Genomic DNA, 13,253 nt, shown 5'->3' on the forward strand with positions numbered 1-13,253 from the left:
GCCGGGCGGGGCGCACGGCCCCCCGCCGCCCGGCCCCGAGCGCCGCCGCGGCGCGCAGCAGCGCGGCGCCGAGCCCTGCGGCGGCGGACGTCTCGAGGATGCCGCGCACCTCGACGGGCGAGTCGACGAGCACATCCCACACCCCGTGATCCGGCTGCAGGGCGGCGACCGCCTCGAGCAGCGGCACGAGACGCTCGGCCACGGCGGCGCTGCCCGTCGCGGCGAGCAGGTCGGCGCCCGCCAGCGCGAACCACGCGTTGGCGCGGCCCCAGTGGCAGTCGATCCGCACGCCCTGATTCGTGCCGTGCACGAGCAGGGCGCTGTCCGGGTGCTGCAGCAGATCGGCGTGACGCAGCCACTGCTCCTCGGCCTCGCTCACGAGCTCGGGCCGCGCCAGCGCGCGGCCGGCGCGCAACAGGAACTGGCCCGCCATGTACACCGTGTCCGCCCACACGCCGCCCGGCCAGTGCTCGAGGGCGCCGTTGGGAGCGCGGGTGGCCTCGGGCGCCCGCTCGTACCAGGTCAGGCAGGCCTCCAGCAGCGCCGCCGTCTCGGGCCGCGGATCACGCGCGTGCAGCTCCGCGAGCGCCGCGCCGGGCGCGAGGTTGTTGACGTGCTCGAGGACGGGAGGCGCGGCGAGGTACGGATCCATGAAGGAGCGCACCCACTCCGGCGCCCGCTCCCCGCGGGCGTCGGCGAGCCGGAGCGCGGCGAGCAGGCACACGCCCTCGCCCCAGAACCAGCGGGTCATGCCCCACGCCGCGGTCTCGCGCTGGAGGGCGTCCTCGATGCCCTCCCGCGAGGCGAGGAACGCGGCCGGGGTCAGCGGCGTCCGCGGCGCGGCCGCGAGCTCGGCGGAGGAGAGGTCTTCACCGGCCATCGCGCGCGATCACCTCCCGCGTGGCGGCGAGGGCGCCGGCGATGTCGAGCTCCAGCTCGGCGCCGCCCCACGACACCGTCGCCCTGTCCTGCCCGAAGCCGAGGGTCACGGCCGGATTGTCGAGGTGCGGCTCGGTCTCCGGCACGCCGCCGGCGAAGCCGGCGGGCGCGTCGTCGACGAGGAAGGGGCCGTCGAAGGTCAGCTCGAGCGCCGGCGCGTCGACGCGGCGCCAGCTGACGCCCGGGTCGTGGTCGCCCTCGGGGTTCCACACGAGCTCGCCGTCCTCCAGGCGCGACGCCCACTCCTCGAACGGCCCGTCCTTCGCGGCGCGCCCGACCACGGCGACCCACGCCGAGCCGCCCGCCATCGGCAGCCACTCCTGCTCCGCCGTGTCGCCGTGCGACATCACCCGCACGCCGCCCTCGGTCGCGACCGCGACGTACCCGTCGCCGCGCCGGCCGAAGAGCCACTCGTCGCCCACGAGCACCTCGTCGAACTGCGCGACGGGGAACCACAGGTGGGTCTGCGGGCGCGGATCGGTGGTCGTGAAGCGCTGCACGTGCACGAGCGCCTCGCGGTGCTGGTGCACGCGGCCGAGCACCCGGTGCCCCGCCCACCCGTTCGGACGCGCCGCCGAGCCGGTGTCGGCGTTGGCGGGATGCGTGACGAAGACCTGCAGCTCGCGGCCGAGCGTCGCGCCCCACAGGTGCTCCTGCAGGCCCGGCAGCCCCGAGCGGTAGTCCTGCACGCTCGCGAGCATGACGTCCGGGGTGCGGAAGACGCGCAGGTCCGCGCGGTACGGGCGATCCAGCAGGTCGCGCTCGAACGCCAGCGCACCGCGGTACACCTGCCGCCCGTCCCATTCCTCCGGCTCGCGGGCGGCGAGCTCCCGCACGACGGCGGGCACCTCGTAGCGGCGCGCGAGCGCGAGCGCCGTGACGGGCAGCACGGCGTCGTTGAGCGTGCCGACGCCGCCGATCAGCCGCAGCAGCGGCGAGGTCTCCTCGTACCGGCTGCTGCGCAGCGTGTGCACGTACGAGCGGCCGTGCGCCGCGCCGTGCACCCCGCGCCACGAGTTGCTCGTGAGCGTGACGAGCACCTTGTCGAGCAGCGTGCGCGCCGCCGAGGCCAGCGCGGCATCCGCGCCGAGCTCGATGAGCGCGGCCAGCGCGTACGAGTCGATCGCGAGATACGCGTTCGAGTCGAACTCGCTGAAGCCGCCCTCGAGCTTGCGCGCGATCCACGCCGCCGCGCGCGCCCTGCCCTCGCGGGCGTGCTCGGCGCCGGTCCGGCCGTCGACCGGGAAGACGTCGTCCGGGAACGCCTCGCCCGCGAGCGTCTGCGCCGTGTGCCACACGAACTGGTGGTTCTCGGTGAAATAGCACATGGCGTCGAGGCCGGGCTGGGTGATCCAGTACTTCATGCCCGTCAGCTCGGCCCGCACCTGCGCGCGCAGGTGGCCGTCCCACGCCTCGGCGGGGATCCAGTGCCACGCGAACAGCAGCGCGATGACCTCGAAGTCGGCGCAGTCCCCGCGCGTGACGACGCGGTGGCGCGCGGAGGCGAGGTCGGCCGCCGTCACGCGCGTGGCCGGGTCGAGCGCGTGGCGCGCGAGCGCGCCCGCCACGCCCGCCTCGCGGACGTCGTCGCCGCCGCCGCTCACGTGGGTGAGCACCTCGCGGCGCCACTGCTCGGGCGTCCCCGAGCTGGCCTCGCGGCTGTCGCGCGGCAGGTGCGCCACGCGCAGCCGCACCGTCTGCGGGCAGCGGTTGTCGTCCAGCCCCACCTCGACGATGGACTCGCCCGTGCTGAGCATCGAGGCGCCGGCCGAGCGCGCGACGTCCGCGCCCTCGTCCTCCTCCTCCTCGGCGCCCACCAGGGAGTACCGCGCGTGCCCGTCGGCGTCGGTCGTCACCCGCTGCCAGGCGCCGTCGCCCACGCGCACCCGCAGTGCCACGCCCGGGGGCGCGCTCAGCACGCCCTCGTCGCCCTCCTGCGCCCAGCTCGTCGACGCGACGCGCGACAGCACCGTCTCGGCCAGCCGCGCCGCCGTCTCGTCGGCGCCCTCGGAGGGGATCACGACGCGCACCGGGAGCCCGACCACGCGCAGGCGCGCCACGTGCCTCACCTCGCGGAACGCGACCTGCCACGTGGCCAGGTGCACGGTCGTGGCGCGCGAGTGCAGGCGCACGCGCACGCTGTGCACCTCGGGCTCCATGTACGACACCGTGCCGCCCCGCAACACGACCTCGCCGTCGACCCACAGCACGAACGGCCCCGTCGTGTGCAGCTCGAGCGTGCGCCACTCCGCCTGGTCGACCTCGAGCACCGTTGCGGCGATCGCGGCGCGGTACTCGGGCGTGAAGCAGAACGCCGACCAGTCGAGCAGCCCGTCCCATCCGGTCCGCACGCGGCGCCACGCGCCCTCGTGCGTGGCACCGAACGACCGCCAGGCGATGGGCAGGCCCTCGCCGATCGCGGGCAGCGGCTGATCGGTGTCGATCGCGTGCGCCGCCAGGATGCGCTCCTTCAGCGGCCCCACGTCGGGGCCCTGCGTGAGCACCCAGCGCCCCTCGTCCGCGGACGGCAGGCCGTCCGAGAAGCGCTCGTCGCGCCACGGCGAGCCGTCGGAGGGGAGGAAGTCGGCGAGGTCGTCGCACGGCAGCGCCCAGGCGGGCGACACGAGCCAGTCGCGGACGGTGCCGTCGGCGTCGGTGACGTGCACCGTGCGGCCGGTGCGGGCGGGAAGGGATGTCATAGGTCCTCGAGGGTGGAGCGGTGGGAGGGGATCACTTGATGCCGGTGTTGGCGATGCCGGTGGCGATCTGCCTCTGGAAGATGAGGAAGATGATCAGCACCGGGATGGTGGAGACGACGCCCATCGCGAGGATGAGGTTGAAGGGCACCGTCAGCTCGGCGTTGAAGCGGGCCAGCGCGACCGGGAGGGTGTACACGCCCTCGCTCTGCGCCACGACGAGGGGCCACAGGAAGTCGCTCCAGCGCCACATGACGGAGAAGATCGCCACGACGGCCAGCGCGGGCGTGCACAGGGGCAGCACGATCTGCACGAAGGTGCGGAACTCCCCCGATCCGTCCACGCGGGCGGCCTCGATCAGCTCGTCCGGGATGGAGAGCATGTACTGGCGCAGCAGGAACACGCCCGTCGGCGTGGCGGCCGCCGGGATGATCATGCCCCACAGGGTGTTCACGAGGCCCAGCGAGGCCACCACCTGGTAGACGGGGATGAGGATCACCTGCAGCGGGATCATGATCGTCGCGAGCGTGAGCAGGAACAGCAGGTTCTTGCCGCGGAAGTTGTACTTCGCCAGCGCGTAGGCCGCCATCGAGTTGATGGCGAGCGTCAGCACGGTGGCCGCGATCGTGACGATCACGCTGTTGCCGAGGTACTGCACGAAGTTGAAGCGGCTGAGCGCCTCGGTGTAGTTGCCGAGCCCCCACGACTCCGGCAGCAGCGCCGGCGGCCGCTGCGCGAGCTCCGTGGGCGTCTTGAACGAGCCGAGGAACATCCACAGCAGCGGGATGAGGCAGGCCAGCGCGCCCGCGGTGAGCACGACCACCCGCAGGGCGTCCGAGAGCCTCACCGGCTTGCGGCTGATCGATGTCCAGGTGCGCTTGGGCCCCGTGCCGGTGGTGATGAGACGCGTCTCGCTCATACCGCTTCCCTCCTGCGGCTCACGATCCAGTTGACGATCGTCAGCGCGAACACGACGAGGAACAGCAGCACGCCGCCCGCGGTCGCGATGCCGAACCGGATCGGCGACTGGAAGCCGTTCTCGTAGATGTACTGGACCATGAGCATGGTCGCGCCGACCGGCCCGCCGCCCGTGAGGGTCCAGATGAAGTCGAAGGACTGGAAGCCGTGGATCGTGGCGAGCACGACCACGACGACGATGCTCGGCTGCAGCAGCGGCAGCGTGATCACGCGGAACTGGTCCCAGCTGGTGGCGCCGTCCATCTTCGCCGCCTCGTACAGGGCGGGATCGATGGACTGCAGGCCGGCGAGCAGGATCAGCATGTAGAAGCCGACCTGCATCCACACGCCCACGAGCACGACGGCGACCATGGCCCAGAAGCCGTCGACGAGCCACGGCACTCCGGGCACGCCGATCGCGCCGAGCGCGGTGTTCACGAGGCCGTTCTCGCGCTCGAGCATCCAGTTCCAGATGAGGCCGACGACCACGGGCGAGACGAGCACGGGGATGAAGAAGACGGCGCGGAAGAACGTCTTGCCGCGCCCCTGCGCGTTGACGAGCACGGCGATCGCGATCGCGGCGGCGGTCGCCAGCAGCACGTAGGCCACCGCGAACACCGCCGTGTTGCGCGCCACGGTCCAGAACTCGGCCGAGCTGAGGATCTGCTCGTAGTTGCCGAGGCCCTCCCAGCGGAACGTGCGCCCGTTGCTCGACGAGTACAGCGACATGTTGAAGCCGTTGAGCGCCGGGTAGATCGTGAAGATGGCGAAGATCGCCATGTTCGGGATGAGGAACAGGTATGGGGCGATGCGGATGCCCCACCCTCCCGGCCGCCGCGTGCGCGGCGGCCGGGAGGTGACCAGTGCGGCGGTGGTCACGACGTGGTTTCCTCCACGAGCGCGTCGATCTCGGCGCTCAGGTCGGTCAGCGCGGTGCGCAGGTCCTTCTGGCCGGCCACGACGGTCGAGAGCTCGTCGACGAGCGCGGTCGCCGACGCGCTGAACGCCGGGTGCCCGTTGGACTCGAAGCCCTCCTCGGGCGTGTCGACGAGGTCGGCGAGGAAGACGTCCATCGCCTCCTGGGCGGCCTCGTCCGGGTAGGTGACGCCGCTCTCGGAGAGGTCGACGCGGGTCGGCAGCTGCCCGCCCACCGTCACGAACGTCTCCTGCTGCTCGGCGTCGTTCATGAAGCGGATGAACTCGGCCGCGAGGGCGGGGTTCTCCGACTGCTCGAACGCCGCCATGAACTTGCCGCCGGGGAACCCGCCGCACTCGGTCTCGCACGGGTTGGGCACGACGGTCCAGTCGAACTGGGCGTTCTCGACGAACTGGGCGACCTGCCAGTTGCCGGAGAGGTAGATCGGCGTCTCGCCCGCGAGGAAGATCTCGTTGGCGCCCTGGTAGCGCGATCCCGATCCCAGCCAGAAGTCTGCCGGCATGTCGCCGCTCGCCATCATCTCGACGATCGGCTGCAGCGCGGCCTCCGCCCTGTCCATGTCGAGCGCGTTACCGTCGTCGTCCAGCAGGTAGGTGCCGTACTCGCTCAGGATGGTGGAGAGGCGGTGGCCCGACTTGTCCATCGCGAAGGCGTAGGGCACGCCCGTGGCCTCCTTGACCTCCTGGGCCGCCGAGAGCATCTCGTCCCACGTCCACTCGGTCGGGACCTCCACGCCGGCCTGCTCGAACAGGTCGACGTTGATGAACGGGCCGTTCATCGTCAGGTCGCTCGGCACGGCGATCATCTCGTCGTCGTCGTTGAGGACGGCGCTCGTCGGGCCCGGCAGGAACTGCTCGCGGTAGTCCTCGCCGAGGTACGGGTCGAGCACGAGCAGGTCGTCGCGGAAGTCGGTCAGGCCCGTGAGGCGCACCACGTCGGGCGGGTTGCCGCCCGAGAGGCGGTTCAGGGTCGAGGTGACGAGGTCCGCGTACGGCAGGATCTCGAGCTCGACGGTGACGTCGTACTCCTCCTCGAACTCGGCGATGAGCTGGCGGGTGCCCTCCTCGTCCGGCCCGTCGGTGAAGTACATGTACTCGAGCGTGAGGCCGGCGAAGTCCTCGGGCGCGAGCGTCTGCACGTCCTGAGGCTCGTCCCCCTCACCCTCGAGCTGCCCCGGCGCGCAGCCGACCGCAATGGCGGCGACCGACGCCAGCGCGAGCGCCGGCAGCGCCCGCATTCGTTTCCGTGCCACGGATCCTCCTTGATCGGGTTCTCGGTCTTCGAGAACTGGTCGATGACATGTCCCACCATAATCAATAGAATTCCCGTAGATAGGAACCGTTTTCCGCGTGGCGGAATTACCGGCAGGGAGAGACGCCTGATATGACCTTCACAGAGCTGTGGAGCACGCATCCGAACGACCTCGGATTCCTGGACGAGCAGGACCTGCGCGACCGCTTCGTCGTGCGCGACCTCTTCCGCCCCGGAGAGCTGTCCTTCGCGTACGCGCACGATGACCGCCTGCTCATCGGCGGCGTGCGCGTGCAGGGCGAGGAGGTGGCGCTCGAGGCGCCGGACGCGCTGCGCGCGGAGCACTTCCTCGAACGGCGCGAGCTGGGCGTCGTGTGCCTGGACGGATCCGTGGAGGTGACGGCCGACGACGAGAGTTTCTCGATGGGCGGGCACGACGTGCTCTACCTGCCGATGGGCACGCGCCGGGTCGCGTTCCGCGGCGACGGCACCCTCTACCTCGTCTCGGCGCCCGCCCACCGCGCCGGCACCGCTGCCCTCGCGGCGCGCGACCACGTCGAGGCGCTGCACCTCGGATCGGCGGAGCAGGCGAACGAGCGCACCATCCGCAAGTACATCCACGCGGACGGCATCGCCTCGAACCAGCTCGTGCTCGGCATCACGACGCTGGCCGCCGGATCGGTGTGGAACACGATGCCGTCCCACCTGCACGCGCGGCGCACGGAGATCTACCTGTACGACGGGCTCGGCGACAACGTGCTCGTGCATCTGATGGGCGAGCCGGGCGCGACGCGCCACCTCATGCTCCACGACCGCGATGCCGTGGTGTCGCCGCCGTGGTCGATCCACACGGGCGTCGCCACCGGCGCGTACTCGTTCGTGTGGGCGATGGCGGGCGAGAACGTCGACTACAGCGACGTCGAGGCCGTCGAGCCGAAGGATCTCCGGTGAGCGCCGTCGACGCGGCCCGCCCGCTGGCCGGCCGCCGCGCCGTCGTGACGGGCGGCGGCGCCGGCATCGGCTTCGCGTGCGCGCGGCTGCTCGCCGAGCGCGGGGCCGAGGTGGTGCTCCTGGGGCGGGCCTCGGTCGAGGCCGGCGCGGAGTCGCTGCGGGCCGAGGGCCACGCCGTCGGCACGGTCCGCTGCGACCTGTCGGACCCCGACGAGACGCGCCGGGTCGCCGACGAGCTCGCCGCGGGCGAACGCGTGGACATCCTCGTGAACAACGCGGGGATCATCCACCGCGAGCCCGCCGTCGACCACTCCCGAGAGGGCTGGCGGCGGGTGCTCGACGTCAACCTCGACGCGGTGTGGACCCTCACGCAGGCGCTCGGCCGCGGCATGGTCGAGCGCGGCGACGGCCGCATCGTGACGATCGCGTCGCTGCTGTCGTTCCAGGGCGGCATCAACGTCGTCTCGTACGCGGCGAGCAAGCACGCCGTCGTCGGCATGACGAAGACGCTCGCGAACGAGTGGTCGGCCGCGGGGGTGACCGTCAACTGCGTCGCGCCTGGCTACATCGCCACCGACAACACCGCCGCGCTGCGGGCCGACGGCAAGCGGGAGCGCGAGATCCGGGAGCGCATCCCCGCGGGGCGCTGGGGCGAGCCGAGCGACATCGCCGGCGCGGTCGCCTTCCTCGCCGGGCCGGACGCCGCCTACGTCAACGGCCACGTGCTCGTCGTGGACGGCGGCTGGCTCGCCCGCTGACGACGGTCGTCGCGCCGCCGCCGGCCTCCCCCGGTGGCGGCGCCTCAGGTCGCGGAGGGAACCTTCGCGGAGCGGCGCAGGGCGAGGACGAGGCCGCCGATCGCGATCGCGATGCCCAGCGCCATGAGGACGAGCGCGAGGATCCAGCCGACCTCGGCCTGCAGGAGCAGCGCGCTGACCGATTCGTTGAGCGCCAGCGCCAGCTCGGGCGCCGCGAGGATCGCGATGCCGGCGACCGCGACGGCGGCGAGGAGGGCGCCCCACACGATCGCCGCCCACCGGATGGCGGGAGTCGTGCGCGTGTCGATGTTCTCGGTCATGTCAGTCCTCGTAGGTGCGGTAGATGTCGATGATGCCGTCCTGCTGGTCCAGGCGCAGCACGCGCTCGGGGGCGCCGGGGCCGCCGTCGTAGGCGAACAGCCACGTGCCGTTCGTGCGCGGCGCGACCTCGCGCCCGCTCGGCTGCGCGCGGTCGGTGAGCCGCACGGTGCCCTCGAACCCGGGCGCGATCTCGATGCGTGTGTCGGCGTCGTGGCCGACGCTGATCATCGTCACGCCATCGCGCTTGCGGACCTCCATCACACCGTCCGCGCGGCCCGCATTTGCCCACATACTGACGCTCAGGTACCCGAACGGCTGCACGAACTCGTGCGTGCCCGGCACCACGTAGACGTCCGCGGAGGACGGCAGCACGTTGCCGAAGGTGCGCGCCGCCGTGGCGGTGCCCCCGACGGCGAGCAGCACCACCGCCGCGAGGGCGAGAAGGCCGCTGCGCCGGCGCAGTGCGCCCGCCACGATCATCGCCAGCGCGAGCACGGCAGCCGCCGCAAGGACGGCCGCCGGGACCGCCGCGTCGGGAGCGAGAGTCTGGAAGCCGATCCAGGCGCCGACGGCCGCGACGAGCACCAGGCCCGCCGCGACGGCGACGAACGCCGCCGATACGCGCGGCTTGGCGGCTCGGCGCTCGGCGCGCGCGCGGGCGGCCTCGGCGCGGAAGGCGCGCGCCTGCTCGCGGCGGCGCGCCCGCTCCTCCTCGCGCGCGGCGCGCTCGGCGTCGGCCTGGCCGCGGCGCCACGCCTCGTGCTGCGCGCGCCACGCGTCGTACTGCGCGCGCCAGGCCGCCATGTCGCCCGAGGGCTCCGGCGCGATCGGCTCGGCGAGTGGAGGCGACGGGGCGGCGCCCGAAGCCGCCCCGTCGCGCTCGGCGGGGTCCGACGGCCCGCCGGCATCCCCGGATGCGGGGACGATCGTGTGCGGCGCGGCCCGCCGCGCCAGCCAGACGATGACCGCCAGCCCGATGACGAGGGCGGCCAGGCCGAGGAAGAGGGCAGCGGGGCCGGGGCCCCACCCGAGCGCCAGCGTGGTGAGCACCACGCCGGCGGCCGATCCGAGCAGCGCGAGGGCGGCCGTCGCGAGGGCGCCCAGCAGCGCCGGAGCGGATCCGGCCCGCAGCTGCAGCGCGATCCGCCCCTGCGCGTCGGGCAGGAGCGCCCAGCACGCGGCGTACACCCATAGGCCGGGCAGCCCCAGCGCGGTGGCGACGGCGAAGACGCCGCGAACGATGATCGGGTCGACGCCGATGCGCTGCGCGATCGCCGCGCACACGCCGCCTGCCCAGCCGTCGGTGCGCACGAGTCCGAGGTCGCGGATCCAGCTCCACGGCGCCGCCTCGGGGCGCGGGGCGGGATCCGGCACGTCGGCGACGGGCGGCGAGGGCGTTGCGGAGGTCATGAGTCGATCCTCCCCGCCGGTCGCGCCGAGCGGCTATGAGGGACACCCCTGATCCGTCCCTGAACCGCCCGCCGCCGCGCCGATCCGTGTGGTTCGCTAGGGGCATGCCACCGATCCCGCGCACCGAGGAGTCGGCGTGACCGCGCTCGCCGCCCCGCTGCCCGCCGTCGCCGTGCCGCCCCTCGTGCGGCGCAACGACGCCGTCGTCTCCGGCGTGGCCGGCGGCCTGGCCGACCACCTCGGCTGGCGCGTCGGCCCCACGCGCGCCGTGTTCGTCCTGCTGACCGTGGCCTTCGGCGCCGGGGTGCTGCTGTACGCGTGGCTGTGGGCGTTCACGCCCGTCGCTCGGCCCGCCGAGCGCGTGCGGCGCGAGGCACCGGTGGCATGGATCGCACTCGGGCTGGCGATGGTGCTGACGCTGCCGGTCGTGCGCGCCATGTCGGCGCTGACGACCTGGGGATACGTCGACGGGACGACTCCGTTCGCCCTCGTGCCCGCCGCGGCCGCCGCGACCTTCGCGGGGCTCTGGTCGGCGTGGATCGATCGCGACGACCCGGCGCGGGGCATGCGGCACGACCTTCTCGTCCGCTCCCTCGCCACCGCCGTGCTCGCACTGCTGCTGCTCGCGACGCTCACCTTCGCGCAGCTGCTCACGACCGGGGCGCTGCTGGGTTCGCTCGCACTCCTCGCGGCGATCGCCGCCGTGTGGGCCTCGACGTTCATCGCCCGCCTGCGCGAGCTGCAGGCGGCGCGCGTGGCGAGCATCCGCGCCGAGCACCGCGCCGAGATGGCCGCGCACCTGCACGACTCGGTGCTGCAGACGCTCGCGCTCATCCAGAACCGCGCGGGCGCCTCGAGCGAGGCCGGCCGCCTCGCCCGCGCCCAGGAGCGCGAGCTGCGGGCCTGGCTGTACGACGGCGATCTGCCCGCCGACAGCGACCTCGCCACCGACCTGCGCGACTACGGCTCGGCCCTCGAGCTCGACTACGAGGTCGTCATGACGGTCGTCTCGGCCGGCGCCTCCACGGAGCGGGCCAGCGGCGAGGTCGCCGCCGCGGCGCGCGAGGCCATGCTGAACGCCGCCCGCCACGCCGGCGGCGAGGTGTCGGTGTACATCGAGGGATCGGACGGCGCGGTCGACGTGTACGTGCGCGACCGCGGTCCGGGGTTCTCGCTCGACGACGTGCCGCCCGACCGGCTGGGCGTGCGCGAGTCGATCCTCGGCCGCATGCGCCGGATCGGCGGCTCGGCGACGGTCGGCCCGGGCGCCGGCGGCGCGGGCACGCAGGTGCACATCCGCTACCCCGCGGGCGGCGGGCGTGGCTGAGCTGCGCGTGGTCATCGTCGACGACCACTCGATCTTCCGCTCCGGCCTGCGCCACGATCTCGCCGCCGACCTGCGCGTCGTGGGCGAGGCGGCCGATGCCGCCGCGGCGGTGGCGGTGATCGCCGAGACCCGCCCCGACGTGGTGCTGCTGGACGTGCACCTGCCACTTACGGCCGAGTCGCGCGACGAGGGCGAGCGCACCGGCGGCGAGGAGGTGCTGCGCCGCGCGGCGCCGCTCTCGCCCGCCACGCGCTTCCTCGCGCTGTCGGTCTCGGACGCCGCCGAGGACGTCGTGCGGGTCATCCGCGCGGGCGCCCGCGGCTATATCACGAAGGGCGCGTCCGGCCAGGAGGTGTCGCGCGCGGCGCGCACGGTCGCCGAGGGCGATGCGGTCTTCTCGCCGCGCCTGGCGGGCTTCGTCATCGACGCGTTCGGCGCCGCGGCGGGCGAGACGGCGCAGGCCGACGACGAGCTCGACCGGCTCTCGGCCCGCGAGCAGGAGGTCATGCGCCTCATCGCCCGCGGCTACGCGTACAAGGAGGTCGCCGGCGAGCTGTTCATCTCCATCAAGACGGTGGAGTCGCACGTCTCGGCCGTGCTCCGCAAGCTGCAGCTGTCGTCCCGCCACGAGCTCACCGCGTGGGCCTCCGCCCGCCGCCTGCTCTGACCGGGCCGGCTTGCCGCCAAGCGGTAGCGCCTGCCAGAGTACGGGGGTGAGCGAGACCCGCGAGGCCCCGGCGCCGCACGATGCGCGCCTGGAGCAGGCGCGCCCGGTGCTGCTGATGTTCCGCTCGTTCCTCATCCGCGCGCTCGCCGCGGCGCTGCTGTACTCGTTCCTGGCGGTCGGCAGCAAGGGCGAGTGCTTCACGGAACCCGAGGAGACGTGCATCCAGATCGAGATCGGGCCGAGCCCGTTCGTGTATCTGGCCATCGCCTTGATCGCCATCGGCGCGTTCCGCGCGGTGGACCGCCGCGCCGTCGATGCGCACGACGCGGCCCGCATGCTCACGCGGCGCCTGCGGCTCATCCTCGCGATCGTCGTCGTGTCGTTCGTCGCGATCGGGCTGTGGATCGCCTTCTATCCGATCGAGGGATGGCCCCGCCCGGGCACGTGGTTCTACCCGTTCCCGTTCGGCGCCGCCGAGCTCACGCACTCCTGACGCCCTGGGCGGGACCGGGCGTTCCCGATCCGCCGCCGTGTGGCTAGGATCGGCCCCATGATGCAAATGCTCGGCGGCCTCGCCCTGCTGGCCCTGTTCGGCTGGGCGATCGCCTGGCGGATCGTGCAGGGCCGCCGCGCGAAGGACGCACCCCGAGACGACACCCGACGGGCCGGCGAGCACGCCGACCCCACCTCGACCGAGGCGACCCACCGCGCCCTCGGCCGCACGGCCTGGACCCGCATCTCCGGCCCCTGAGCCCGATCCGGCGGCTTGCGGTGGTCGCTTCATCTCCGGCGCTGCGCGCCTCCGTTCAGCAACCGATGAGTTCAACCGAACGGTGAAACCCCACGGTTGCTGAACGAAGTGAGCGACAGCGAACGAAGATGAAGCGACCACAGCAACTCCCTGATGGGTGCGGTTTCGCTTCAGCCCCGCGGCTTGCGGCCGCCGTCTTGCCTCATGTCAATAGGTCCGGGAGCGGTTGACGCTTGCCTCACGCAAGAGGTCCGCGTAGCTCAGGCGGCGGGGCGGGTGCCTTGGGTG

At 73.2% G+C, this 13,253-nt stretch carries 13 protein-coding genes; 6 read left to right on the top strand and 7 right to left on the bottom strand.

The features are described from left to right. The 5 genes from ACWDR7_RS12595 to ACWDR7_RS12615 form a co-directional block, all read right to left on the bottom strand. A partial coding sequence (locus ACWDR7_RS12595) for a glycoside hydrolase family 88 protein (RefSeq protein WP_449855243.1) occupies positions 1-880 on the bottom strand: 880 nt, incomplete at its 3' end. Then, positions 870-3,638, bottom strand: a complete 2,769-nt coding sequence (locus ACWDR7_RS12600; protein WP_449855244.1) for a hypothetical protein — start codon at positions 3,636-3,638, stop codon at positions 870-872. The genes ACWDR7_RS12595 and ACWDR7_RS12600, both read right to left, overlap by 11 nt. Before the next feature lie 31 nt (positions 3,639-3,669). Next, positions 3,670-4,554, bottom strand: coding sequence for a carbohydrate ABC transporter permease (locus ACWDR7_RS12605; RefSeq protein WP_449855245.1), 885 nt, complete (start codon positions 4,552-4,554; stop codon positions 3,670-3,672). Beyond that, a complete protein-coding gene (locus ACWDR7_RS12610; protein ID WP_449855246.1) occupies positions 4,551-5,471 on the bottom strand; it encodes a carbohydrate ABC transporter permease in 921 nt (306 codons plus the stop codon). Before ACWDR7_RS12610 ends, ACWDR7_RS12605 begins: the two co-directional genes overlap by 4 nt. Beyond that, entirely contained in the window at positions 5,468-6,781 is a 1,314-nt protein-coding gene (locus tag ACWDR7_RS12615; RefSeq protein WP_449855247.1) for an ABC transporter substrate-binding protein, read from the bottom strand. The genes ACWDR7_RS12610 and ACWDR7_RS12615 overlap by 4 nt, the downstream gene beginning before the upstream one ends. Positions 6,782-6,912: 131 nt before the next feature. Between ACWDR7_RS12615 and kduI the strand changes: the two genes are divergently transcribed. Both kduI and fabG read left to right on the top strand, forming a co-directional pair. Continuing rightward, positions 6,913-7,731 (top strand): 5-dehydro-4-deoxy-D-glucuronate isomerase, encoded by an 819-nt coding sequence (gene kduI / locus ACWDR7_RS12620; RefSeq protein ID WP_449855248.1) that lies wholly within the window; start codon positions 6,913-6,915, stop codon positions 7,729-7,731. After that, positions 7,728-8,489 carry a 3-oxoacyl-ACP reductase FabG gene (gene fabG / locus ACWDR7_RS12625; RefSeq protein ID WP_449855249.1) on the top strand — a complete coding sequence of 254 codons (762 nt, stop codon included), beginning with the start codon at positions 7,728-7,730 and terminating at the stop codon, positions 8,487-8,489. Before kduI ends, fabG begins: the two co-directional genes overlap by 4 nt. A 44-nt stretch (positions 8,490-8,533) precedes the next feature. Here the strand turns inward: fabG and ACWDR7_RS12630 are convergent, their stop codons facing one another. Both ACWDR7_RS12630 and ACWDR7_RS12635 read right to left on the bottom strand, forming a co-directional pair. After that, a complete protein-coding gene (locus ACWDR7_RS12630; protein ID WP_449855250.1) occupies positions 8,534-8,809 on the bottom strand; it encodes a hypothetical protein in 276 nt (91 codons plus the stop codon). A 1-nt stretch (position 8,810) separates the two neighbouring features. Next, entirely contained in the window at positions 8,811-10,220 is a 1,410-nt protein-coding gene (locus ACWDR7_RS12635) for a PspC domain-containing protein (RefSeq protein ID WP_449855251.1), read from the bottom strand. Between the two features lie 136 nt (positions 10,221-10,356). Here ACWDR7_RS12635 and ACWDR7_RS12640 point away from each other — a divergent pair, with 136 nt between their 5' ends. From ACWDR7_RS12640 to ACWDR7_RS12655, 4 genes are read left to right on the top strand one after another with little or no spacing between them, the layout of a single operon-like run. Then, complete coding sequence (locus tag ACWDR7_RS12640) at positions 10,357-11,547, top strand: ATP-binding protein (RefSeq protein WP_449855252.1); 1,191 nt, start codon at positions 10,357-10,359, stop codon at positions 11,545-11,547. Beyond that, positions 11,540-12,214 carry a LuxR C-terminal-related transcriptional regulator gene (locus ACWDR7_RS12645; protein WP_449855253.1) on the top strand — a complete coding sequence of 225 codons (675 nt, stop codon included), beginning with the start codon at positions 11,540-11,542 and terminating at the stop codon, positions 12,212-12,214. Before ACWDR7_RS12640 ends, ACWDR7_RS12645 begins: the two co-directional genes overlap by 8 nt. Before the next feature lie 46 nt (positions 12,215-12,260). Next, a complete protein-coding gene (locus tag ACWDR7_RS12650) occupies positions 12,261-12,707 on the top strand; it encodes a hypothetical protein (RefSeq protein WP_449855254.1) in 447 nt (148 codons plus the stop codon). Positions 12,708-12,764: 57 nt separating this feature from the next. Continuing rightward, complete coding sequence (locus ACWDR7_RS12655; RefSeq protein WP_449855255.1) at positions 12,765-12,965, top strand: hypothetical protein; 201 nt, start codon at positions 12,765-12,767, stop codon at positions 12,963-12,965. Positions 12,966-13,253: the final 288 nt, after the last annotated feature.

The organism is Microbacterium sp. NPDC003461, from assembly GCF_053588335.1.

Coding starts and splice junctions, on each gene's coding strand:
- kduI (WP_449855248.1), top strand. CDS start 6,913: ATGACCTTCACAGAGCTGTGGAGCACGCATCCGAACGACCTCGGATTC.
- ACWDR7_RS12605 (WP_449855245.1), bottom strand. CDS start 4,554: ATGAGCGAGACGCGTCTCATCACCACCGGCACGGGGCCCAAGCGCACC.
- ACWDR7_RS12635 (WP_449855251.1), bottom strand. CDS start 10,220: ATGACCTCCGCAACGCCCTCGCCGCCCGTCGCCGACGTGCCGGATCCC.
- ACWDR7_RS12630 (WP_449855250.1), bottom strand. CDS start 8,809: ATGACCGAGAACATCGACACGCGCACGACTCCCGCCATCCGGTGGGCG.
- ACWDR7_RS12600 (WP_449855244.1), bottom strand. CDS start 3,638: ATGACATCCCTTCCCGCCCGCACCGGCCGCACGGTGCACGTCACCGAC.
- ACWDR7_RS12655 (WP_449855255.1), top strand. CDS start 12,765: ATGATGCAAATGCTCGGCGGCCTCGCCCTGCTGGCCCTGTTCGGCTGG.